Raw genomic sequence first — 22987 nt, 5'->3', positions numbered from 1 at the left:
TTTGAATTAGCCCGCGTTGGCCCGCACGATCTCTTCGATCATCTTATTGACCGGATCAAGGTTGATTTCACGTGCATTACTTTCTGATACCGGTGTGGTACGGACCTGGCTTGCCAGAATTTGTCCGTCGCGATTTGAGGTATCCACCGTAACCAGCGTGGACAAACCGATCCGCAGAGGATGCTGCGCCAGTTGCTGCGCATCCAGTTCGATACGTACCGGCAGACGCTGGACGACTTTGATCCAGTTACCGGTTGCGTTTTGCGCAGGCAGGAGAGAAAAGGCGCTGCCCGTACCCATATCCAGGCCAACAATTTTACCGGTGTATTTCACGTCATCGCCGTAAATATCACTGATAACCGTCGCAGGCTGGCCGATACGCATGTGCGCAAGCTGCGTTTCTTTAAAGTTGGCATCGACCCACAGGTTGGTGGCCGGAACAACCGCCATCAGCGGCGTGGTTGGGCTGATTTGCGCGCCAGGCTGGACGGAACGACGGGAAACATAGCCGGTCATTGGACTGACGATTCTGGTACGTTCCAGCGCCAGCCAGGCGTTGCGCACTTCGGTGGCGGCCTGTTGCACGGCAGGCTGATCTTCCAGCTTGCTGCCGAGAATCATCGCCTGGTTAGCATTATATTGCTGGATTGCGACATCAAGCTGCGCTTGAGCGCTGGCAACGGCATCACGCGCATGTTGCAGTTCTTCGCGGCCAATCAGGTTCGCATTGCCCAGCGGTACGCGACGATTAAAATCGCTTTGCGCCTGTGCCAGAGCGGTTTTCTGCACTTCAATGCTTGCCTGTAACTGCTTGCTGTTGATCATCAGCTGGTGCGTCTGGCGCACGCTGGAAGCCAATGCCGTTTTGGCTTTTTCAAATGCCTGCTTAGCATCCGTCTGATCGAGGGTAACCAGCACATCGCCTTGTTTAACAAAGTCAGTGTTATCAGCCCAGACTTTCGTCACGCTGCCTGATACCTGCGCCATGATTTGAACCTGGTTCCCTGCCACGTACGCATCGTCCGTCTCTTCGACATGACGCAGTACTAAAAACCAATAAATCCCATATGCCACGGCAATGATAATAAAGAGCAAGGTCAGAAGGAGCAGCGCATTTTTACGTTTGCCATTCTTCTTAACCGGTTGCTGCGGGGTTTGAGTCTCCGCATTTGCGCTCATGTTGTTCTCCACGATCTTATTTTTTTCACATCGGCTGAGCCGACCTGTTCATCAGAAAGGCCAGCAGTATGCGTGCTGGCCTGTCGGTTTTCATTTATAAATCTGGATTTCTGAGCGAGTCGGCGCGTTAGCGCAGCGCTTCTAATACCGTGCCATCCTGCTCCATCTGATCAAGACGGGTCAGAAGTTTACGGGTGATTTGCTCAAGCTGATCTTTTTCGGTGGTGCTGAGAGATGACCAGAGTTGATGCAGGCAGTTGTGCTGAGGTGGTAAAACCTCTTGCAAAAAAGCATGGCCTTTTTCGGTCAATTGCAGATGCAGACAGCGGCGATCGTTATCGCTTTCGCGACGTTCAATCCAGCCACGTTTTTCTAACTCATCCGCAATGCGGGTAGCGTTAGTCCGTGACGAGCCAAGCGCGCAACTCAGTTCAGAAGGCTGAATACTGTGGTTTTCCTGAGACTCCAGCGTAATCAACGCCATAAACAATGTCTCGTTAATCCCTTGAGCTTTCAGCATCTTATTGCGATTTTCCAGCAGCTTGCCTTGCATGTGCATGCAAAGACGAGTCAGAAGCACTTCCTGATAAGGGAACTCTTCGTAGCGGCTGGCGCGAAATTTTAGCATTTGTTCAATGGGCGTAAACGAACTATCCATTTGGGTATAACCTCATTAATTTCAGCCGATATAGTAACGACAGTGACAAATAAAGTAAATGTATTATTTATTTAAAATGATTGTTTTTATCTATAAGCCAACCAGCATTTTCCAGGCTAATCCGTAGCCCAGAGCACTCAGTAAGGTCGGAATGATGATGCTGCGGGTCTTATAGAAGCTTGCGCCCAGTATGACAAACCCCACCAGCGTAGGCACGAACCGGCGAGCATCGTGCATCACTTCTGGCGCGGTAGACACCACCAACAGGGCGCAAATTGATGCAATGCCAATGGTGTCGAGTAATATGCCCGTCGCGCCGCGTCTTGTCGGGCGAACATTCCCCACCCCAAGACGGAGCGGTAAATAGCGAAAGCAGTAATTCACGCAGCCGACCAGCAGGCCGAGCAGTAAAACTTCATAGCTCATCCGGTCCTCCCTGCCAAAATGACTGGAGCAACGCGGTCAGGCATCCGCAGACGATGCCCAAAAGGATGGCGGCAGGGATAGAAAAGAGTATTACCCCCGCCAGCGCGCCAGCCAGTGCGGCAGTCACGCAGAGCGCCTGTTGACGCTGGAAAGAGGCGAGCAGGAAACTCATAAATAGCGCCGGAAGCATGAAGCCCAGTGCCGCTTCAACCGCGGGATAATCTTTGAGTAAACCACTACCGGAAAACGCGCCGACCACCGTGCCGAATACCCAGGAAGCCCAGGAACATAGCGCAATGCCAATCATCCAGTTTTCACTCCAGCGCCGATTATCCCGTACCAGTTTAGCCGTTGCAGCGGCAAAGACTTCATCGGTGAGACCAAAGGCCCACAGCGCGCTTTTGGGTTTGTTCAGGCGCTGTGTGATGCGACTGCGCAGGGAGGGACCGTATAAAACATGGCGGACATCCATAGCCATAACGGTCAGTGCGGCGACCCACAGAGAACTGCCTGCGGCAAGCATAGTGGTAATGACGAACTGGCTGGCTCCCGCATAGATAATGCAGGAGAAAAAGAGGCTTTCGACCGGCGTAAAGCCAAGGCGAGTAGCATTGAGACCAAATGCAAAAGCGACCGGAATATAGCTGATAACTATCGGTAGACTGTCTTTGCATCCTTCCGTTAACGTCGCCGAACGGGATCCGGACTGGGGTATAGGGCTTTCCATAGGGTTATAGGTTTCATTACCGAAATTAATATAACTTGGTTCAATGAGTTATAACCTTAGCAGACTGATGGGCTCCTTAACACCCTGTGGAGCCCAATCAGCGGTAAACAAGCGCTATACGCTTAATTTACGGCTTCCTGACGGTGAAAACCTCGCCACCAGACCAACAGGTTGAGTACGGCAACGGTCGTACCCGCCAGACAAACGCCAGCCCAACCGGCATGCTGCCAGGCGGAAGCGGAAATCAACGAACCAGCGGCCCCGCCAATAAAATAGCTGGTCATGTAGCCGGCGGTCAGACGGTTACGTGCATCCGGATGAATGCGATAAATAACCGTCTGGTTAGTGATATGCACTCCCTGAACGGTGAGATCCAGAATCAGAATGCCGATAATCAGCATCGGCACCGAAGTGTGCCCGAGCCAGATAGCCAGCCACGAGAGCAACAGTAACAACAGGCCAACGGTTGTGGTGAGATGTGATTTTCCTTTATCGGCAAAGCCACCCGCCGGGCGCGCGCCTAACGCACCAGCCGCCCCCGCCAGACCGAACAGACCGATCATCCCCTCTGAATAGTTAAACGGCGGCGCGGCGAGCAAAAATGCCATTGAGGTCCACAGAATGCTGAAGTTGGCAAAAGTCAGGCAACCCAGCATTGCGCGGGTACGCAGCAATTTATCATGGATAAACAGGCTGAATACGGAACCTAACAGTTGCGGATAGTTAAGCTGGGTATCTGATTTCATCTTCGGCAGACCGCGCCACAGCGCAATTGCCATCAACGCCATCAGTATCGATGCCACCCAAAATACGGTGCGCCAACCGCCAAGGTTCGCCAGTAACCCCGCTACGGTGCGCGCCAGCAGAATCCCCAGCAACAGACCGCTCATAATCGTCCCGACGACTTTCCCGCGCTTGTCCGGGGTGGCAAGCGTTGCCGCCAGTGGAACCAGGATCTGCGCCACTACCGAGAACAGTCCGGTCAGGGCGGTGCCGAGGATCAGCATGCCCAACGACTGGCTACTGGCGGTAATCAGCATGCCGCCAGCCGCCAGCAGCGTCATGGAAACAATCAACATCCGGCGTTCAAACATGTCGCCAAGCGGTACCAGGAATAGCAGACCTGCGGCATAGCCGAGCTGGGCCGCGGTGACGATAAATCCCGCTGTACTGGCTGACAGTGAGAAGTTGCGGGCGATGGTGTCGAGCAGTGGTTGCGCGTAATAGTTACTGGCGACGGCAAGGCCGGTGGCGATAGACATTAACAGGATCAGCGAAGGGCTAAGTCCCTGAGTGGTTTTCGTCATGGTTTTCAACTGAATAATGGGTTGCAGAAAACAATCATAACGGAAGTGATTAACTGTTGCTGATTTGTTGGGTGATGGATTGTGCGGTTTAGGGGGATAGAGGGAAACAGGCCGGATAAGCGTTAGCGTATCCGGCATTCAGTCGATGTTATTTCTGCGCAGCCAGCGCTTCGTTTACCCAGCCGTCGAACTGCTGCTGGTGGGCTTTGATCCAGCCGTCTACGTGACCCTGAACATCGGCTTCAGACGCTTTACCGTCATGCATCATCGCGTTCTGTGCGTTGATATCCGCCAACGGTAATTTCATGATAGCGAACAGTTTCGCTGCCGCTGGGTTTTTCTCCGCCCAGGCTTTGTTGGCGACGATGTGCATGGTGTTCACCGGGAAACCGTAGTTTGCACCGTTTGGCAGTTTGGTATCGATATCTTTCTGCTCACCCGGCAGGGAAGAGAATGGTACCTGCAACCAGACCACATCTTTGCCCGGCTTCATCACGTCGCTGACCCAGTACGGAGTCCAGGTGTAGTAGAGGATCGGTTTGCCTTCTTTAAAGCGGGTGATGGTGTCTGCCATCATCGCCGCATAGTTACCGTGGCTGACCTCGACCGTTTTTTCCAGATCGAAGGCTTTGTTCTGGTGGTTGATCACCGCTTCACAACCCCAGCCAGGAGAACAGCCCATCATATCGGCTTTTCCGTCACCGTTGGTGTCAAAAATTTTGGCAATCTTGGGATCTTTTAACTGGGCGATGTTGGTGATTTTGTACTGCTCAGCGGTTTTTTTGTCGATCAGATAACCCTGTGCAGCACCCGTAACGAATACCCCCTCGCGATAAAACTTTTTGTCTCCGCCTGCCGCGGCGTACATATCATCATGCAGCGGCTGCCAGTTCACGGCGGTAAAAGTTGCATCGCCAGAGGCAATGGAGGTATAGCCGACGTTGTAGTCAACTTCGCTGGTTTTGTTAACGGTGTAACCCAGTTTCTCCAGCGCGCGGGCGACCAGTTGCGTCTGGAAGGATTCTTCAGAGATAGTGCTCTGGATTGGCTGTACGGTGATGCCTTTGCCTGGCAGGTCGGCAGCGAAAGCGCTGGTGGAGACAAGGGTAGCAAACGCTGTGGCAAAAAGTACGGTATGTCGCATCGTTGTTCCTTATTACACTTCATCCTGAATGATTTTGTGCAAGTTAATGAATTGTAGGCCCGGTAAGCAATGCGCTACCGGGCAACGGGTGTATTACTTCGTGAAAGGGCGAGTGATAAGCCCAACGGGACCGGTGGTGTACCAGCGACGGTTGCCACGACTACGCGAGTCGCGACCAACGGCCTGCGTCAGGCGGTCCAGGATGATGGCGAGGATCACAATCCCAACGCCACCAACCGTGGCTAATCCCATATCCAGACGACCAATTCCTCGCAGAACCATCTGACCCAATCCGCCAACGGCAATCATCGAGGCGATGACCACCATCGAGAGCGCCAGCATCAGCGTTTGGTTAACCCCGGCCATAATGGTGGGCATCGCCAGCGGGAGCTGCACTTTAAACAGCATTTGACGTGGGCTGGCGCCAAACGAGCGCGAGGCTTCAATCAGGTCGGCCGGCACCTGGTTAATCCCCAGAATGGTCAGACGGACGATTGGCGGCAGGGCGAAGATAATCGTCACCACTACGCCCGGGACGTTACCAATACCGAACAGCATGACAATCGGCACCAAATACACGAAGGCGGGGGTGGTTTGCATCGCATCCAGCAGCGGACGAACAATCTTTGCCGCCCGAGGGCTGCGCGCCAACCAGATGCCCATCGGCAGACCGATCACCACACAGAACAGTAATGCGGTCAGCACCAGCGCCAGCGTGATCATCGCTTGCGACCACGCGCCAATGGCGCCGATAGCAATCAACGAAATCAGCGTCGCGACACCCATTCCAACGCCGGAAATCTGCCAGGCGATCAGGGCGAACAGGATAATCGCCACGGGGGCAGGCATACCCAACAGCATTTGCTGGAAGCCGTTGAGAATGTAATCCACCGGTACACGGATGCCCTGGAAGACCGGACGAAAATGGGTAACCACCCAGTCGATCCCCTCGGTGACCCAACTGTCCAATGGGATCAGCGTCTTATGGAACGGATCCATAATGTTGAAATGCTCTGGTGTCGGCGCGGGCGCGCTGGTCAGCCAGTCTGCGCTACCGCCGTCAGTCGGTGCGCCAGACGGCGTGCTCCAGGCATCGGCGGTTTGGGCGGCGCTATCGGCCGCTGGTGTGGTATCCCACGGATTAGTTTGATCAGCCATTGTTTGCCCCCTCACGATCTAAAGCCTGTAACAGCATGCGTTTTGAAATGACGCCCACATACTGCTGTTCCTCGTCAACAACCGGTACCGCACACGGTGCCTGGCCGACATGAGAAAGCAACTCGCTGAGAGGAGTTTGTGCATCGACAGCCAGCGGTTCATTGATCAACGCCGCTTCAATACCTTGCGCCTGACTAAGCGCGGTTTTTAGTGAGTCGATCGAGACGACGCCGACGAATTTATTGCCACGTTCGATCACGTAGCCATATTCGCGATCTTTGTCCTGCAATAATTGCAGCGCCGAACGAGGGCCTACGCCTGGTGTTTTACGAATTAAACCTTCGGGGCTACGGCGGGAAATATCTTTTGCGCTGAACACCTGGCTAATATCAACGCCGCGGAAGAAGGTGCGTACATAATCATTCGCCGGATTATTCAGGATTTCATCCGGTGTACCGACCTGTACCACTTCACCGTTTTGCATAATGGCAATTCTGTCGCCAATACGCATAGCTTCGTCGAGATCATGGGAAATAAAGACCACCGTACGTTGATGCTTCGCCTGGAGTTTTACCAGTTCATCTTGCATCTCGGTGCGAATTAATGGATCGAGGGCTGAGAAGGCCTCATCCATTAATAAGATGTCAGGGTTAATGGCTAATGCGCGGGCGAGACCTACACGCTGACGCATCCCCCCGGAAAGTTCATCCGGGTAAGCGTGAGCGTAATTCTCCAGACCAACCTGACGTAGAGCATCCAGCGCCTTTTCGCGACGTTCATCCGCGGCGACGCCGGCTAATTCCATGCCGAATGCCGTATTGTCCAGCACAGTCATATGCGGCATCAGGGCAAAGGACTGAAAGACCATCGCAATCTTTTTTCTGCGCACCTCGCGGAGTTCGGCATCGGAGATCCGGGCGATATCTACGCCGTCGATCAGTACCTGTCCGCGGGTGGGTTCAATCAGGCGATTGAGAAGGCGTACCATTGTGGATTTACCCGAGCCGGATAATCCCATGATGACAAATATCTCGCCTTCTTCAATGGCCAGACTGGCGTCTTTAACGCCAAGCGATAGCCCTGTTTTATCCAGAATTTGCTCTTTGGTAAGTCCTTTTTCAATATATTTGAACGCTCTCTGAGGATGCTCGCCAAATATCTTATAGAGGTTCTTCACTTCTAATTTAATTGCCATGCAATAGAATGATTCCTGTTATTTGTTTATATCGATATATTACCTGATGGAAATAGTGACCTTTTTCTACCCTAACATACTGAGAATCTGAGACAACCCTGAATTTAGTTGTGGCATGAATATTGCCGAAGCTGAGATGGCGGGACTTCCCGTGATATAAGGGCTGAGCGCGAATATGAGTAGACTGATATTTTTTGTAAACGCCAATGAAAAGGCGCCTGAATTGATGGAATGCAGGCGAATAATGCGGCTGATATTGAGTGTAGATCACACAATTATATTTGCACGATAAAAGTGTGATCCTGTTAAAATATTTCCGCGAAAAATGTACGGTATTTCCCGTGAAAATGAGAGTTAAAAATTCCAGTCGTCGTCTTCAGTTTCGACCGCTTTGCCCATTACATAAGATGAGCCGGAACCTGAGAAGAAATCGTGGTTTTCGTCTGCGTTGGGCGACAGCGCGGCAAGGATTGCCGGGTTAACCTCCGCCATCTCTGGCGGGAATAACGCCTCATAACCCAAATTCATTAATGCCTTATTGGCGTTGTAACAGAGGAAGGCTTTGACGTCATCCACCCAACCGGTTTCTGCATACAATTCTTCCGTATAACGCGCTTCGTTATCATACAGTTCCATGAGCAGGTCGAGGGCAAAATTCTTTAACTCCTCGCGTGCGGATTCAGAAATATACTCCAGGCCTTTTTGAAATTTATAACCAATGTAATACCCGTGGACCGCTTCATCACGAATGATCAGACGAATGAGATCGGCGGTATTCGTCAGTTTGCCGCGGCTGGAGAAATACATCGGCAACCAGAAGCCGGAATAGAACAGGAAGGATTCCAGAAACACGCTGGCAATTTTCTTCCGCAACGGATTATCGCTGGCGTAATGGGCCAGAATAATCTGCGCCTTACGTTGGAGCGGATTATTTTCCTCACTCCAGGCGTAAGCTGCATCCACATCTTTGGTCTGGCAAAGCGTGGAGAAAATAGAGCTGTATGAGCGGGCGTGAACGGCTTCCATAAAGCTGATATTCGACAGCACCGCTTCTTCGTGTGGTGTTAATGAATCCGCCATTAGCGCTGGCGCACCGGCAACATTCTGAATGGTGTCGAGTAGCGTTAGCCCGGTAAAAACGCGGATAGTTAACTGCTGCTCGGCAGCGTTCAACGTTTGCCAGGACGGGACGTCGTTAGAGAGCGGGACTTTTTCCGGTAGCCAGAAGTTACTGGTCAGGCGATTCCATACCTCAAGGTCTTTATCATCTTCAATCTTGTTCCAGTTGATGGCGCTCACGCGGGATAATGTCATGATCTTCTCCTTACAGCGCGCATGACACGCAACCTTCGATTTCGGTCCCTTCCAGCGCCAGCTGACGCAGTCGGATGTAGTACAGCGATTTGATGCCCTTACGCCAGGCGTAGATCTGCGCTTTGTTGATATCGCGGGTAGTGGCGGTATCGGGGAAAAAGAGCGTCAGCGACAGTCCCTGATCGACATGGCGCGTCGCTTCTGCATAGGTATCAATGATCTTTTGTGGGCCAATCTCGTAGGCATCCTGATACAAGGCCAGATTGTCATTGGTCATAAAAGGAGCAGGGTAGTAAACGCGCCCGGTTTTGCCCTCTTTGCGAATTTCCACTTTTGACACGATTGGGTGAATACTGGACGTCGCATGGTTGATGTAGGAAATAGAGCCGGTTGGCGGAACTGCCTGTAAATTCTGGTTATAAATGCCGTAGCGCATCACATCTTCACGCAGTTGCGACCACATCTCACGCGTCGGCAGCGTAATGCCGTTGGCGGCAAACAGCGCGCGAACTTTGTCGGTTTTTGGCTGCCAGTCACCCTGCAGATACTGGCTAAAATACTCGCCGCTGGCATAGCGAGACTGCCTGAATCCGGCAAAGGCTTTACCACGCTCGCGGGCGAGCTTCATTGACGTATTCAGCGCATGCCAGGTGATGGTGTAAAAGTAGATATTGGTGAAATCCAGCCCTTCCGGCGAGCCGTAGGCGATGCCTTCCCGCGCCAGATATCCGTGCAGGTTCATCTGACCAAGACCAATCGCGTGCGATGCGCTGTTTCCGGCTGCAATCGAGGGTACGCTGCGAATATGACTCATGTCCGAAACGGCGGTTAAGCCGCGAACCGCCGTTTCCACGGTACGACCAAAATCCGGGGAATCCATGGTATGGGCGATATTCAGCGAGCCGAGGTTGCAGGAGATATCGTGTCCGGTCTGCGCGTAGTTGAGATTTTCATCGTAGGTGGAGGCGCTGTTAACCTGCAAAATTTCGGAGCACAGATTGCTCATGTTAATACGACCGGCAATCGGATTGGCGCGATTCACCGTATCTTCAAACATGATGTAAGGGTAGCCGGACTCAAACTGGATCTCAGCCAGCCGCTGGAAGAAATCGCGGGCGTTAATGTATTTTTTACGCACACGTTCATCGGCAAGCAGTTCGTCATAGCGTTCACTGACGGCGATATCGCCGAACGCTTTGCCGTAAATGCGTTCCACGTCATAGGGTGAGAACAGCGCCATGTCGGCATTCTCTTTGGCCAGTTTAAAGGTGATATCCGGGATCACCACGCCAAGCGACAGGGTTTTGATACGGATTTTCTCGTCGGCGTTTTCACGTTTGGTATCCAGAAAACGTAAAATATCCGGATGGTGTGCGTGCAGGTACACTGCGCCCGCCCCCTGACGCGCGCCGAGTTGATTGGCATAAGAAAACGCATCTTCCAGCATTTTCATTACCGGGATTACGCCGGAGGACTGATTCTCAATGCGTTTAATCGGCGCACCTGCTTCGCGCAGGTTAGAGAGCAAAAACGCCACGCCGCCACCGCGCTTGGAAAGTTGCAGCGCAGAGTTAACCGCCCGGCCAATGGACTCCATGTTGTCTTCAATGCGTAACAGGAAGCAGGAAACCAGCTCACCGCGCTGCTGTTTGCCGCAGTTTAAGAAGGTTGGCGTGGCGGGCTGAAAGCGCCCGGAGAGCATTTCATCGGTAAGCTGCATGGCGAGCGTTTCATCTCCCTGCGCCAGCGTGAGCGCCACCATCGTTACCCGATCCTCAAAATCTTCGAGATAACGCTTACCATCAAATGTTTTCAGCGTATAGCTGGTATAGAACTTCCACGCACCGAGGAACGTCTGGAACCGGAATCCGCTGGCGTGAGCGTGGGCAAAGAGCTTTATCACAAACGCGCGATCGTAAGGAGCTAACACGCTGGCATCGTAATAGCCTTCATCTATCAATGTTTCCAAGCGCTTCTGCGGGCTGGCAAACGCTACCGAGTTGGGGCGGACATGCGTGGCCAAAAAAACCTCTACCGCCTGGTGGTCTTTGTCGAACTGAATACGCCCGGCCTGATCGTACAGATTCAGCATGGCGTTCAGGGCGTGATAATCCAGCGTGGGCTGGGTTATGCGTTCTGCGGTTGTCGTTGCCAAAATTCACTCACTCCTTGTCGAACGTTGTCGATATCGCTTTGGGTGCCCATCAGCTCGAAGCGGTAGAGCCACGGCACGCCGCATTTTTGTGAGATGATCTCACCCGCGCGACCATAGGCGTCACCGAAATTGCGATTGCCGGAGGCAATCACCCCACGGATTAACGCGCGGTTGTGCGGATCGTTTAAAAAGCGGATCACCTGTCTCGGAACCGCACCCGCCGTTCCGCCGCCACCGTAGGACGGCACGATTAAAATGTAAGGTTCGTCTACCCGCATCCGCTCGCGTTCGTTAAGCGGAATGCGGATGGCTGGCAGCCCCAGACGCTGGATAAAGCGGTGTGTATTTTCGGAGCTGCTGGAGAAGTAGACGAGCTGGCTCATGCGCTGACCATATGGGGTTGTGGACGCAGACGGTTGATCATGTCCGGGCGAAACCCGGACCAACTGGTTTCCCCGGCGACGACGACCGGTAACTGACGAAAGCCTTGATCGCGCAGGCTGTCAGCCATATCGGGCTGCAAATCAATATTTACCATCTCAAAGTCAAACCCACGGCTTTCCATTGCCCGCTTAGTGGCGTGGCACTGAACACAGTTATTACGAGTGTAAATAACAATACGCATGATTCGTATTTCCATTTATGGGTAAAAGATCGACGCGATTGATAGCGTCGGATTGTAGGTGTCTTGATAGAAATGATACTAGATGTAGTTTTAAAAAGATTCAACCATACAAGATATGGGAATTTTAGATTGATGAAGGGGAAAGTGATGAGCGTGACGGGGGAAGGGATATGTAGCATGACGGGGTGTCGGAGGACGACGCGTCGCGTCTTATCCGGCCTACAGGGGAACACATCGTAGGTCGGATAAGGCATTTATACTGCCATCCGGCAGGGCAGAATTACATGCGCATCCCAACCGCCAGGCGGTTGAAGCAATTCATTAGGCTGATGGCAAACGTCAGATCGCTGATTTCTTTGGCGCTAAAATGGTCAAGCAACGGCAGATAAACATCATCTTCCGCGTGGGTGCTGGCGATATGAGTGACTGATTCGGCCCACGCCAGCGCCGCACGTTCCTGCTCACTGAAATGGTGGCTCACTCGCCAACCTGCCAGCGCGTCAAGTTTGGCCTGCGCAACGCCTGCTTTGCGCAGCGCCTTACTGTGCATTTCCAGGCAAAATGCGCAGCCGTTGATTTGCGAGACCCGCAGGTACACCAGTTCCGTCAGCGTAGGTTCCAGCGCGCAATTTTCCAGCGCTTTGCTGGCCTGAACCAGAGCGTTATAAATTTCAGGACTGAGTTCATAATAGGGCTGGCGTAACATTGTCATGGTATCTCTCCTCGTTTGGATAACCCGCAATGTAGCACTATAATGGACTGCTACAGAGAGCCATATTGTTGCAAAAAAAGCAGACCATAAATGCCGCGCTATCAACAAATCGCCCGCCAGTTAAAAAATGCCATTGAGACCGGTGAACTCAAACCAGGCACAAGATTGCCCTCCAGCCGGACGTGGTCCCAGGAACTGGGGGTTTCGCGTTCGACGGTGGAACATGCCTATTCCGAGCTGGTGGCGCAGGGCTGGCTGGCTCGACGTGGGCAGGCGGGAACTTTTGTCAGCGAGCAATTGCGACCAGAGACCGCGCCTACGGCTCCCACTATCTTCGCAGGAGAAAATCCCAGACCACAACCTTTTCAGATGGGGTTACCCGCACTCGATCTCTTCCCGCGTGAAGTCTGGGCGCGGGTGATGGGCCGACGTTTGCGCACCCAAACGCGTTTTGATCTGGCGGTGGGAGATGTTTGCGGCGAAAGGGGGCTGCGTCAGGCGATTGTTGATTACCTGCGCGTTTCGCGCAGCATTGAGTGCCAGCCGGAGCAGGTTTTTATCACTTCTGGCTATGCGGCATCGATGACGCTAATCCTGCGCGCGCTGTCTCAACCCGGTGAAGGGATGTGGGTCGAAGATCCCGGCTTTCCGTTGATCAGACCGGTGGTGGCTCAGGAGCGAATTGCGCTGATGCCGGTTCCTGTTGATGCCAATGGTTTGGATGTTTGCGCTGGGATCCGCGATTACCCGCAGGCGCGCTTTGTTTTGCTTACACCCGCGCATCAAAGCCCGCTGGGAGTGGCCCTTTCATTGGAGCGTCGTCATCAGTTGCTGGAGTGGGCGGCCCGCACGCAGGCATGGATTATCGAAGATGACTATGACAGTGAATTTCGCTACCACGGTAAACCGTTGCCGCCGTTAAAAAGTCTGGATGCGCCGCAGCGGGTGATTTATGCCGGAACGTTCAGTAAATCAATGTTTCCTGCTCTGCGCACGGCATGGCTGGTGGTACCCATGACTCAGGTCGAACATTTTCGCCAGCAGGTGGCGCTAGCGGCCTGTAGCGTTCCGGTTTTATGGCAACAAACGCTGGCGGATTTTATGCGCGAGGGGCACTTCTGGCGGCACTTAAAACGCATGCGTCAACATTATGCCCAGCGACGTCAGTGGATGGAAAATGCCCTGACCGAACACGGTTTTAGCGTGCTCCCGCAAGAGGGTGGGATTCAACTGGTGATGAGTGTAGACGCAGACGATGTTGCGTTAGTCCGTAAAGCGAATCGGGCAGGTCTGGCTGTACAAGCCTTGAGCCAGTGGCGTATAACGCCGAACGGACAAGGGGGAATATTATTGTCATTTACCAATATTAGCTCAGCGGAAATGGCGCTGCAGGCGGCATATCAATTGCGGCAGGCGCTGACGTAAATCTGCACGGTTCTTAAGATATTCGTCCCACCGTCTTCACTCGTTTATGGACTTTTCTGAAAGCGTTGCTAATGCTGAATCAGGTAAGGTAAGCCCGCAGTAAAAGATAACGAGGAAAATAATATGTATTTACGACCTGATGAGGTGGCGCGCGTACTTGAAAAAGTGGGCTTTACCGTTGATGTAGTGACGCCGAAAACGTACGGCTATCGACGTGGTGAAAATTATGTGTACGTTAACCGGGAAGCACGTATGGGACGTACCGCCTTAGTCATCCATCCCACGCTTAAAGAGCGCAGCTCTTCACTGGCGGAACCTGCGACAGACATTAAAACCTGCGATCACTACCAGCAATTCCCGTTGTATTTAGCCGGAGAGAACCATGAGCATTATGGTATTCCTCACGGCTTTAGTTCGCGTATTGCACTTGAGCGTTATCTGAGTGGGTTATTTGGCGACGTTAACTCGCGAGAGGCGTGTCAGGCTTTAGCCTGGTGATAGCTGCTGACCTTAAACAGGCGGCGGCAATAATCAAGGAAGTAGCCGTATACTGCGCCCATCAGCATCGATACCACGATGTTCGAACTTACCGCAGCCGTAATCTGGTGCCAGTCCGCGCCAACCGTCAACAGAATAATCACGTAAACCGGCGACTGGAAGGTGACATAAGCCAGCACGTCCGCCAGGTTTTTTGCCCATCCAGCCTGCGTGGCTTTACGTGCCGCGCGCATAAACAAATCACGGTACATGCCGTATGGCCAGGCGATCAGAATATTGACAGGGATGGCCACCAGTCTGGAGTACAGTGACTGTTCAAAGCTCATTCCAGAAAGGAATATCTCGATCAACATGTTCACGACAGAACAATAAACAACCATCGCGAACGTGTCTGCTACAGCATGACGCAAGCGTGACTGCGGAGAGAACATGTTAATGCTCCTTGTAAAAAGGGGAAAAAAGGTTTTGAATACCTTTGGTGCTAGTGATTTGTCTTGCTGCTTTCGCGTTTCAATAGGATATATGCCTGGATAATAACTGGCAACTAGCTTAAAATTTTTATTTATTGTCTTTTTGTCGATAAAATGCTCTGTATTGGTTTGATTTTTGTTCGTTTTGGTGTTTTCGTTGTTTAGCTAATTAAAAGTATTTTATATCAATAAGTTATGGAGACTTGTTTTTCTGAATTTTTTGCGCTCCTTTTCTGAAAGTTGACTGATGTTCAGAATGTGCGCGTGCCGGCCCTGGACAATAAAGTGATGTGTTTATCAGACGATGTGCTGAGACGTTATGCGAGTATATTTACAGTGACTAGCCAGGGAATATAAAATATTTGATGTCAGGTTTCAGGATAGCCATTTAAATAACGGTAATGGCTATTTGTTTAATAATCTGTGAAAAAATTAGACTGGAAAAATAATAATCAGTTGCATACAATATTTGGCGTAATACCATTTTTACGTTAAAGAGGTTTTGTTAATATGAGTTCAATGTTAAAAAACTTAAATAATATCCGCTCGCTGCGTGTAATGGCGCGTGAATTTTCCGTTGATGTGCTCGAAGATATGCTCGAAAAATTCAGAGTAGTAACCAAAGAACGCCGCGATGAAGAAGAACAGATTCAGCGCCAACGTGCAGAACAGCAGGAAAAAATTAATAATTTGCTGGCCCTGATGCAGGCAGATGGGATCAATCCGGAAGAGTTGCTGAGTATGACGCCAGCGACGTCGCGGGCAGCCAAAAAACGTCAACCACGCCCTGCGAAATATCGTTTTATCGATTTCAACGGTGAAGCAAAAACATGGACCGGACAAGGCCGTACACCAAAGCCAATTGCCCAGGCGCTGGCTGCCGGTAAATCTCTTGATGATTTTTTAATCTAATTATAAATGCGGTGAGGGTATCCTCACCGCCTGTTTTCAGCAAACGCCGAAATCACCGTCTTCGGTATATCGCGTCACGTCAGCTGCTTTCAGTGTGAATTTCTCACCGCTTTCATTACTGGCTTGTACCGCCACAATTTGATCTTCGTTGACTTCGACAACTTTAAGTTTAGGTCCGCCCATGCGTGGTTGAACCAGATCGCCAGGTTTAAACATATTGCGCTCCTTTATTTATTGCACAACTCACCATAGATCACGTCAATCGACGGGTACAGCGCTGTTTCAGGTATTACCGCTTAATGAGTACGCCGATTCCAGGGCATTTTGTCCAGCAATCGCGCCATGCCGCAAAAGCCGGTGAGGCCAGCGAGTATCAGCCCGGCACCCACAAAACCGCTCAGCAGGAAGAAGGCGCTGCTGACGGCGTAACCCAGAATGACGCCGAGTAAGGCAAGACTACCTGCGGCTATTTGCACCTGACGCATCAGCGGCAACGGTTGGGAACTGTCTTTTGCCACCGGTAAACCTGCGGCTTTCCAGCCATCAATTCCACCTTCCAGCAACCAGACTTGTGCTGGCGCGGCAATCGCGCTGAGCCTGTTCACTGCATTTTGTGTGCGTTTGCCTGACTGGCAGTGAAAAATCACCTGCTCGGCGCGTAAATTCGTAGGCAACGATCCCTGCTCAAGTGTGGGTAACGGTGCCAGATGCGCCTCAGGAATATGCTCGTGCAGGTACTCGTCGGCATCGCGGATATCAATCAGTTTCGCGCCTTGCGCGACCAGCGTCTGCGCCTCGCGCGGGGAAATCGTCCCAATGGTCATGATGGCTCCTTATGGGCAATACAGTGTTTTTAATGTGGCGATCAGCGAATTCACGGCCGCATTTTTAATGGAATAAAGGATGCGCTGGGCATCGCGCTGGCTGTCTATCAGACCTTCTTCGCGCATACGCGCCAGATGCTGTGAAGTAGCGGAAGGACTCAGGCCGGTAGCGCGTGCTAACTCGCCTGCGCTGGTACCGGGCGAACCGCAGAGCATGCACAAAATCAGCAACCGCTTCGGGTTACTCATCGCTTTGAGCAGAGCGGCCGCCTGTTCAGCGCTGGCCTGGAGTTGTTCAAGTTCTGTCATATATATTTAAGTATATTCTAAATTAAGTAAATTCTAAAATAAAAAACCAACGTACGCCAGCGTAAAGAGCGTAAAAGAGGGTAAAACAACAGGGGAAGGCTGGCAGATTTGAGTAGAATGACTACTCTTAGAGATAAAATCTCTTTTTAAACAATGATTAACTTTTTTGCTTGTAGGGAGTTTGTATGGGTTTCTGGAGAATCGTTTTCACTATTATTCTGCCCCCGCTTGGCGTACTGCTGGGAAAAGGATTCGGCTGGGCGTTTATCCTTAATATCGTTCTGACGCTGCTGGGCTACATTCCTGGTTTGATCCACGCCTTCTGGGTACAAACGCGTAATTAAGACTTCTTTTCATAAACGGCGCATTTGCGCCGTTTTCTTTGCCGTCCTCTCTCCTCTGCTACACTTCCTGGTGTTGCTTGTTAATAACCGAGGTGGATATGGGACTCTTCAATTTTGTGAAAGATGCAGGTGAAAAACTTTGGGATGCGGTCACCGGAAATCATGACACGGCCGATCTGGCGAAGAAGGTGCAGGAACACCTAAATAAAACCGGCATCCCCGATGCAGATAAGGTGAACGTTCAAATTAACGAAGGCAAGGCCACCGTTTCTGGTGATGGATTAAGCCAGGAAGCGAAAGAGAAAATCCTGATTGCGATTGGTAATATCTCCGGTATCGCCAGCGTAGACGATCAGGTCAAAACCTCTGCACCCGCGAGCGAAAGTCAGTTTTATACCGTGAAAGCGGGCGATACCCTGAGCGCTATTGCCAAACAGGTTTACGGTAACGCTAACCTGTACAATAAAATCTTCGAAGCGAATAAACCGATGCTGAAAAGCCCGGATAAAATTTATCCCGGGCAGGTGTTACGTATTCCGGAAGAATGATGAAGTGCAGGCTTATTCCGTCAGTAGCTTGCCGGCCATCGCCTGTTGAATAATTGGAATCGGCGTCAGCAGGTGCTGGCGCATTAATTCGCTAGCGCGCACGGCATCGCGTGCCAGAATCGCTTCGGTCAGCGTTTGATGCTGATCGTGTTTATCTTCCAGCATCTCAACTGACAGCACCGTTTTACGTAGCCAGATAAACCGGTAACGCGCCGCTAAATCAAACAATCGTTCGCGCATTTGCAGCAGATATTGGGAACCGCAGCCGGCGACAATCGCCGAGTGAAACGCCTGATGGCGCTGATCCCATTCATCAAGCATCTGTTCGCTGGCGTCCACGGCTTCAAGCTTACTGAGCATATGCGCCCTGGCTAAAATCTCCGCTTCCCAGGCATCGTCGCCGCGTTCGATGGCCAGCGCGACCAGCATGGCTTCCATATTGGCGCGGGCATCGAAAATATCGAGCAATTCCTGCTCGGACATCGGGGCGACACGATACCCTTTCTGATTGACCACCGTGACCAGTCGCTCCGCCACCAGCTGTGAAAGCGCTTCGCGCAGCGGTCCCACGCCAAGCTCGTAGCGCGAGGTCAGTAGGCTCATACGCAGTTTCTCATCAGGCTGATAAATACCGCGGATGATGTCGTTCTTTAGCCAGCGGTATCCATCAATGGCCGTCGGTTGGGGAATGGCGGTCATGGTCTTACTCCTGAATAAATGTCCCGGCGTGCGCCGGGAACAGATTTAATGCGTATTTTGCAAGGGTGCTTTTTGCCACGATAGCAGTTTTTTCCAGCGTGCCATAATGGGCACCGTGCAAATAATTCCTATGGCTAATAACCCGGTAGAGATGACTTCCAGTTGTTGCGCCGGGCGAAAGAGCATGACCACCAGCACAAAGATAATAAAGGCGATGACCAGCCAGGTAAGCCACGGATAAAGCCACATTTTCAGTTTAATTTCACCACCTCGCGCCAGCAGAATTTTGCGCATCCGCAGTTGGGAAATAGCGATTACCAGATAAACCAACAGAGCGATAGCGCCAGAGCTGTCGATCAGGAATTTAAACACTTTGGCCGGGGCGTAATAGTTGACCACCACGGTGAGGAACGCCGCCCCCGTAGACAGCAACACCGCCACGTAAGGCGTTTTACTGCGGTTTGTTTTCCCCATAAAAGCGGGAGCATCGCCACGACGGCTCAGAGAGTAGAGCATACGGGATGAGGTATACAGCGCGGAGTTCAGGCAACTGGTCACCGACAACAAAATGACGCAGTCCATGATCAACTTCGCGTGCGGGATATGCAATAACTCCAGGACCGAGCGGTAAGAACCCACTTCTTTTAGCCCCGGCATGTTCCATGGGATCAGCGCCACCACCACGAAAATGGAGCACAGATAGAAGATGGATATACGCCAGATAACCGAGTTGGTAGCGCGGACGATGTGTTTATCCGGGGTGTCGGACTCGGCGGCGGCGATGGTGACAATCTCTGCGCCCATGAAGGAGAACATGGTGATCAGCATCGCGCTGAGTACGGCGCCAAAACCGTTCGGCATAAAGCCGCCCTGATCCCACAGGCGTGAAACGCCGCTAACCTCGGCATAAGGATAGAAACCGCTAATCGCCACCGCGCCGAGGACAATAAACGCCAGAATGGCAATCACTTTGCACAGCGCCAGCCAGAATTCGAATTCACCGTAATTTTTGACGCTCAGCAAATTACTGCCAGTTAATGCCAGCGTGATAACCAGAGAAAATAACCAGACAGGTATGCCAGGGATCCAGGAATGCAGAATGATGGCGGCAATATTGGCCTCCAATGGGATAACCAACACCCAGAACCACCAGTACAACCAGCCGATGGTATAACCTGCCCATGGGCCGATGGCTTTATCGGCGTAGGTGGAAAAGGAGCCGGTATCCGGGGTGGCGACGGCCATTTCGGCCAGCATGCGCATAATCATCACCACCAAAAGTCCGGCAAACAGATAAGCTAATAATACGGCGGGACCGGCTTCTGCAATCGCCACGCTTGAACCTACGAATAAACTCGCGCCGATAACCCCGGCAATAGACAGCATGGTGACGTGGCGTGATTTCAGCCCGCCCCCTAAATCATGTGATTGTGACACTTGCCCCATCTTTTAAACCTCTCGAAAGTATTTCACTTGGGAGAGCACCCCGGCATTCCCGCGCCGGGGCACGCGTATTATTGTTATTGACCCTATGTGCCGGATGGCGGCTCCGCTTTATCCGGCCTATGGATTGCTTTTTTGTATAGTTAGCCCTGCTTCGCCTCAGCAAAACACTGGGCGATGATATCCAGCCCCTGGCGAATTTGCGCATCTTCAATGGTCAGCGGGACAAGGATGCGCAGTACGTTGTAGTAAGGTCCGCAGGAGAGCAGGATCAGACCTTTATCACGCGCACGGGCCACCACTTCCGCGGTAAGTTTGGCGTCTGGCTTCGTATGGTCGCCGTCTTCGAACAGTTCGATGGCGATCATCGCCCCCAGCCCACGCACGTCGCCAATTTCGCGATGCGTTTCGGCGATAGCAAGCAGGCCTTCGCGCAAGGTTTGCCCCAGTTCGTTGGCCTTTTGCAGCAGATTTTCCTGTTCGAAAATGTTCAGCACCGCCAGCGCGGCGGCACAGGCAATCGGGTTACCGGCATAGGTACCGCCCAGGCCACCCGGCGGGATAGCGTCCATGACCACGGCGCGACCGGTTACTCCTGCCAGCGGGAAGCCGCCAGCGATAGATTTAGCGAAGGTGGTAAGATCGGGCGCTACGCCCATCTGCTCCATGGCGAACAGCGTACCGGTGCGGCCTGCGCCGCTCTGCACTTCATCGGCAATCAGCATGATCCCGTGTTCGTCACAAATGGCGCGCAGACGCTGCATAAATGCCGGGGTGGCCGCGTAAAAACCGCCTTCGCCCTGGACGGGTTCAATTACGATGGCGGCAACGTCTTCCGGCGCGGCATCATTTTTGAAAATACGGTGAATGCTGGCGATAGCATCGTCTTCGCTGATGCCATGCAGCGGGCAAGGATACAGCGCGCGATAGACGTGACCCGGCATCAGTCCCATTCCGGCAGAGTACGGATTTACTTTTCCGGTCAGAGACAGGGTGTAGTGGGTACGACCATGATAAGCGCCGCTGAAGGCGATCGTACCTGTACGTTTGGTGGCGGCGCGGGCAATTTTCACCGCGTTTTCCACGGCTTCAGAACCGGTGGTCACCAGCAGAGTTTTCTTGGCGAAATCGCCCGGCACTTTCTTGTTCATGATTTCGCACAGCTCCAGGTATGGCTCATAGGCCAGCACCTGGAAGCAGGTATGCGACAGTTTTTTCAACTGCGCTTCTACCGCAGAAACAATCTGCGGGTGCAGGTGACCGGTATTCAGCACCGCAATACCGCCAGCAAAATCGAGGAATTCGCGGCCTTCAACGTCCCAGACCCGGCAATTTTCTGCCCGCTCGGCAAAAATAGGGTGGATCTGTCCTACGCCACGGGGAACGGCGTTGCTGCGACGTTGCATAAGTTCTTTGTTGGTGCTCATCAGGTGTTCTCCAGTATTTGTTTTATTAAAGGCCGATGCACATATATTTGATTTCTAAGTAGTCTTCGATGCCGTATTTCGATCCTTCACGGCCAAGACCGGAGGCTTTTATCCCCCCAAATGGGGCGACTTCGTTGGAGATGATGCCGGTGTTAATCCCGACGATGCCGTACTCCAGCGCTTCGCCAACGCGGAAGACGCGGCTTAAATCACGGGCGTAGAAATAGGCTGCCAGGCCAAACTCGGTGTCATTGGCCTGCGCGATGACGTCAGCTTCGTCTTTAAAGCGAAACAGCGGCGCCAGCGGGCCGAATGTCTCTTCTTTGGCGACCTTCGCGTTGTCCGGCACATCGACCAGGATGGTGGGCTGGAAGAAGTTACCGCCCAGCGCGTGAGGCTTGCCGCCCGCGATAATGCGCGCGCCTTTATCCAGGGCATCGGCGATGTGCTCCTGCACTTTGGCGACCGCTTTTTCGTCGATCAGCGGCCCGGTGGTGACATCTGGTTGCAGACCATCACCGAGGCGCAGCTTGCTCACCGCCTGCTCGAGTTTTTCGGCAAACTGGTCATACACGCCGTCCTGCACGTACAGACGGTTGGCGCAGACGCAGGTTTGCCCGGCGTTACGGAACTTCGACGCCAGCGCGCCTTCCACGGCTTTGTCGAGATCGGCATCGTCAAAGACGATAAACGGCGCATTGCCACCCAGCTCCAGTGACACCTTCTTGATGTCTTTGGCACACTGTTCCATCAGCTGACGGCCAATTTCGGTGGAGCCGGTAAATGACAGTTTGCGCACTAGCGGGTTGCCGGTCAGTTCGTTGCCGACCGCGCTTGCTGAACCGGTCACCACGCTGAATACGCCAGCCGGGATCCCCGCGCGATTAGCCAGCTCTGCCAGCGCCAGTGCGGAGTAGGGGGTTTGGCTGGCCGGTTTAAGCACCATGGTGCAACCCGCCGCCAGTGCCGGACCGGCTTTGCGGGTGATCATCGCCGCCGGGAAGTTCCACGGCGTAATCGCGGCGGTCACGCCGATTGGTTGCTTGATGACGATCAGACGCTTATCTGCCTGATGGCCGGGGATCGTATCGCCATAAATGCGTTTGCCCTCTTCGGCAAACCACTCAATAAATGAGGCGGCATAGGTGATTTCGCCTTTGGCTTCCGCCAGCGGCTTACCCTGTTCCAGGGTCATCAGACGAGCAAGATCGTCCTGATGTTCAATCATCAGGTTGAACCAGCGACGCAGAATATTGGCCCGCTCTTTGGCGGTGAGTGCACGCCAGGCGGGTAGAGCGCGGTTCGCGGCGTTAATGGCTTCACGGGTTTCATCCGCCCCCATTTTCGGTACGCTACCCAATTGCTGACCGTTGGCGGGATTCGTTACTGCGATGGTCTCGCCGTTGTTGGCGTCACGCCAGTTGCCGTCAATCAACGCCTGTTGGCGAAATAAGGTTGGATCGTTCAGTTGCATAATTGCTTCCTGTC

At 52.7% G+C, this 22987-nt stretch carries 26 protein-coding genes; 5 read left to right on the top strand and 21 right to left on the bottom strand.

The window, feature by feature from the left end; translation table 11 throughout:
- Positions 1 to 6: 6 nt before the first annotated feature.
- From emrA to FDX11_RS07210, 13 genes are all read right to left on the bottom strand, one after another.
- Positions 7 to 1179 carry a multidrug efflux MFS transporter periplasmic adaptor subunit EmrA gene (emrA, locus tag FDX11_RS07270; protein ID WP_042313108.1) on the bottom strand — a complete coding sequence of 391 codons (1173 nt, stop codon included), beginning with the start codon at positions 1177 to 1179 and terminating at the stop codon, positions 7 to 9.
- Between the two features lie 127 nt (positions 1180 to 1306).
- A complete protein-coding gene (gene emrR, locus FDX11_RS07265; RefSeq protein ID WP_042313109.1) occupies positions 1307 to 1837 on the bottom strand; it encodes a multidrug efflux transporter EmrAB transcriptional repressor EmrR in 531 nt (176 codons plus the stop codon).
- 90 nt (positions 1838 to 1927) lie between these two features.
- On the bottom strand, positions 1928 to 2263 hold the full coding sequence (gene ygaH / locus FDX11_RS07260; RefSeq protein WP_042313111.1) for an L-valine transporter subunit YgaH: 336 nt from the start codon (positions 2261 to 2263) through the stop codon (positions 1928 to 1930).
- Positions 2253 to 2990: an AzlC family ABC transporter permease gene (locus FDX11_RS07255; RefSeq protein ID WP_079226097.1), complete on the bottom strand. Its 738-nt coding sequence runs from the start codon at positions 2988 to 2990 to the stop codon at positions 2253 to 2255. Before FDX11_RS07255 ends, ygaH begins: the two co-directional genes overlap by 11 nt.
- 122 nt (positions 2991 to 3112) lie before the next feature.
- Positions 3113 to 4297: an MFS transporter gene (locus tag FDX11_RS07250; protein ID WP_061382318.1), complete on the bottom strand. Its 1185-nt coding sequence runs from the start codon at positions 4295 to 4297 to the stop codon at positions 3113 to 3115.
- A 148-nt stretch (positions 4298 to 4445) separates the two neighbouring features.
- Positions 4446 to 5441, bottom strand: coding sequence for a glycine betaine/L-proline ABC transporter substrate-binding protein ProX (proX, locus tag FDX11_RS07245; protein ID WP_038632997.1), 996 nt, complete (start codon positions 5439 to 5441; stop codon positions 4446 to 4448).
- A 93-nt stretch (positions 5442 to 5534) separates the two neighbouring features.
- Complete coding sequence (gene proW, locus FDX11_RS07240; protein ID WP_079226099.1) at positions 5535 to 6599, bottom strand: glycine betaine/L-proline ABC transporter permease ProW; 1065 nt, start codon at positions 6597 to 6599, stop codon at positions 5535 to 5537.
- The gene (gene proV / locus FDX11_RS07235; RefSeq protein WP_042313120.1) at positions 6592 to 7794 is read right to left on the bottom strand and encodes a glycine betaine/L-proline ABC transporter ATP-binding protein ProV; all 1203 of its coding nucleotides are present in this window, start codon (positions 7792 to 7794) and stop codon (positions 6592 to 6594) included. Before proV ends, proW begins: the two co-directional genes overlap by 8 nt.
- Before the next feature lie 354 nt (positions 7795 to 8148).
- Positions 8149 to 9108, bottom strand: a complete 960-nt coding sequence (gene nrdF / locus FDX11_RS07230) for a class 1b ribonucleoside-diphosphate reductase subunit beta (protein WP_042313123.1) — start codon at positions 9106 to 9108, stop codon at positions 8149 to 8151.
- Positions 9109 to 9118: 10 nt separating this feature from the next.
- Positions 9119 to 11263 carry a class 1b ribonucleoside-diphosphate reductase subunit alpha gene (gene nrdE / locus FDX11_RS07225; RefSeq protein WP_137397691.1) on the bottom strand — a complete coding sequence of 715 codons (2145 nt, stop codon included), beginning with the start codon at positions 11261 to 11263 and terminating at the stop codon, positions 9119 to 9121.
- A complete protein-coding gene (gene nrdI, locus FDX11_RS07220; RefSeq protein ID WP_137397690.1) occupies positions 11236 to 11646 on the bottom strand; it encodes a class Ib ribonucleoside-diphosphate reductase assembly flavoprotein NrdI in 411 nt (136 codons plus the stop codon). The genes nrdE and nrdI overlap by 28 nt, the downstream gene beginning before the upstream one ends.
- Positions 11643 to 11888, bottom strand: coding sequence for a glutaredoxin-like protein NrdH (gene nrdH / locus FDX11_RS07215; RefSeq protein ID WP_042313131.1), 246 nt, complete (start codon positions 11886 to 11888; stop codon positions 11643 to 11645). The genes nrdI and nrdH overlap by 4 nt, the downstream gene beginning before the upstream one ends.
- A gap of 280 nt (positions 11889 to 12168) precedes the next feature.
- Positions 12169 to 12600: a carboxymuconolactone decarboxylase family protein gene (locus FDX11_RS07210; protein ID WP_038632976.1), complete on the bottom strand. Its 432-nt coding sequence runs from the start codon at positions 12598 to 12600 to the stop codon at positions 12169 to 12171.
- 90 nt (positions 12601 to 12690) lie between these two features.
- On the opposite strand from FDX11_RS07210, the gene FDX11_RS07205 reads away from it, so the two are divergent.
- On the top strand, positions 12691 to 14025 hold the full coding sequence (locus tag FDX11_RS07205; RefSeq protein WP_137397689.1) for a PLP-dependent aminotransferase family protein: 1335 nt from the start codon (positions 12691 to 12693) through the stop codon (positions 14023 to 14025).
- 123 nt (positions 14026 to 14148) lie between these two features.
- Positions 14149 to 14523, top strand: coding sequence for a DUF2002 family protein (locus FDX11_RS07200; RefSeq protein WP_137397688.1), 375 nt, complete (start codon positions 14149 to 14151; stop codon positions 14521 to 14523).
- Here the strand turns inward: FDX11_RS07200 and alaE are convergent.
- A complete protein-coding gene (gene alaE / locus FDX11_RS07195; RefSeq protein WP_003037259.1) occupies positions 14505 to 14954 on the bottom strand; it encodes an L-alanine exporter AlaE in 450 nt (149 codons plus the stop codon). The genes FDX11_RS07200 and alaE overlap by 19 nt on opposite strands.
- Before the next feature lie 549 nt (positions 14955 to 15503).
- Between alaE and stpA the strand changes: the two genes are divergently transcribed.
- Positions 15504 to 15905: a DNA-binding protein StpA gene (stpA, locus tag FDX11_RS07190; protein WP_079226104.1), complete on the top strand. Its 402-nt coding sequence runs from the start codon at positions 15504 to 15506 to the stop codon at positions 15903 to 15905.
- Positions 15906 to 15941: 36 nt separating this feature from the next.
- On the opposite strand, the gene FDX11_RS07185 is transcribed toward stpA, so the two are convergent.
- The 3 genes from FDX11_RS07185 to FDX11_RS07175 all read right to left on the bottom strand — a co-directional run bounded on the left by FDX11_RS07185 (position 15942) and on the right by FDX11_RS07175 (position 17038).
- Positions 15942 to 16121 carry a hypothetical protein gene (locus FDX11_RS07185; RefSeq protein ID WP_038632960.1) on the bottom strand — a complete coding sequence of 60 codons (180 nt, stop codon included), beginning with the start codon at positions 16119 to 16121 and terminating at the stop codon, positions 15942 to 15944.
- An 80-nt stretch (positions 16122 to 16201) separates the two neighbouring features.
- A complete protein-coding gene (locus FDX11_RS07180; protein ID WP_061382315.1) occupies positions 16202 to 16729 on the bottom strand; it encodes a rhodanese family protein in 528 nt (175 codons plus the stop codon).
- A 9-nt stretch (positions 16730 to 16738) separates the two neighbouring features.
- A complete protein-coding gene (locus FDX11_RS07175; protein ID WP_006687216.1) occupies positions 16739 to 17038 on the bottom strand; it encodes a helix-turn-helix transcriptional regulator in 300 nt (99 codons plus the stop codon).
- A 185-nt stretch (positions 17039 to 17223) separates the two neighbouring features.
- On the opposite strand from FDX11_RS07175, the gene FDX11_RS07170 reads away from it, so the two are divergent.
- Both FDX11_RS07170 and lysM read left to right on the top strand, forming a co-directional pair.
- The gene (locus FDX11_RS07170) at positions 17224 to 17382 is read left to right on the top strand and encodes a YqaE/Pmp3 family membrane protein (protein ID WP_038632951.1); all 159 of its coding nucleotides are present in this window, start codon (positions 17224 to 17226) and stop codon (positions 17380 to 17382) included.
- Positions 17383 to 17480: 98 nt separating this feature from the next.
- Positions 17481 to 17930, top strand: a complete 450-nt coding sequence (lysM, locus tag FDX11_RS07165; protein ID WP_038632949.1) for a peptidoglycan-binding protein LysM — start codon at positions 17481 to 17483, stop codon at positions 17928 to 17930.
- Between the two features lie 12 nt (positions 17931 to 17942).
- Here the strand turns inward: lysM and csiR are convergent, their stop codons facing one another.
- The 4 genes from csiR to gabD form a co-directional block, all read right to left on the bottom strand.
- Positions 17943 to 18629: a DNA-binding transcriptional regulator CsiR gene (gene csiR / locus FDX11_RS07160; RefSeq protein ID WP_061382314.1), complete on the bottom strand. Its 687-nt coding sequence runs from the start codon at positions 18627 to 18629 to the stop codon at positions 17943 to 17945.
- A gap of 45 nt (positions 18630 to 18674) precedes the next feature.
- A complete protein-coding gene (gabP, locus tag FDX11_RS07155; RefSeq protein WP_061382313.1) occupies positions 18675 to 20075 on the bottom strand; it encodes a GABA permease in 1401 nt (466 codons plus the stop codon).
- 140 nt (positions 20076 to 20215) lie between these two features.
- Entirely contained in the window at positions 20216 to 21499 is a 1284-nt protein-coding gene (gene gabT, locus FDX11_RS07150; RefSeq protein WP_137397687.1) for a 4-aminobutyrate--2-oxoglutarate transaminase, read from the bottom strand.
- 25 nt (positions 21500 to 21524) lie between these two features.
- Entirely contained in the window at positions 21525 to 22973 is a 1449-nt protein-coding gene (gene gabD / locus FDX11_RS07145) for an NADP-dependent succinate-semialdehyde dehydrogenase (protein ID WP_079226107.1), read from the bottom strand.
- Positions 22974 to 22987: the final 14 nt, after the last annotated feature.

Origin of the sequence: Citrobacter sp. wls714 (genome assembly GCF_005281025.1) — a bacterium.
Taxonomy (GTDB): Bacteria; Pseudomonadota; Gammaproteobacteria; order Enterobacterales; family Enterobacteriaceae; genus Citrobacter; species Citrobacter werkmanii.
This window is presented reverse-complemented; position numbering and strand designations above follow the sequence as displayed.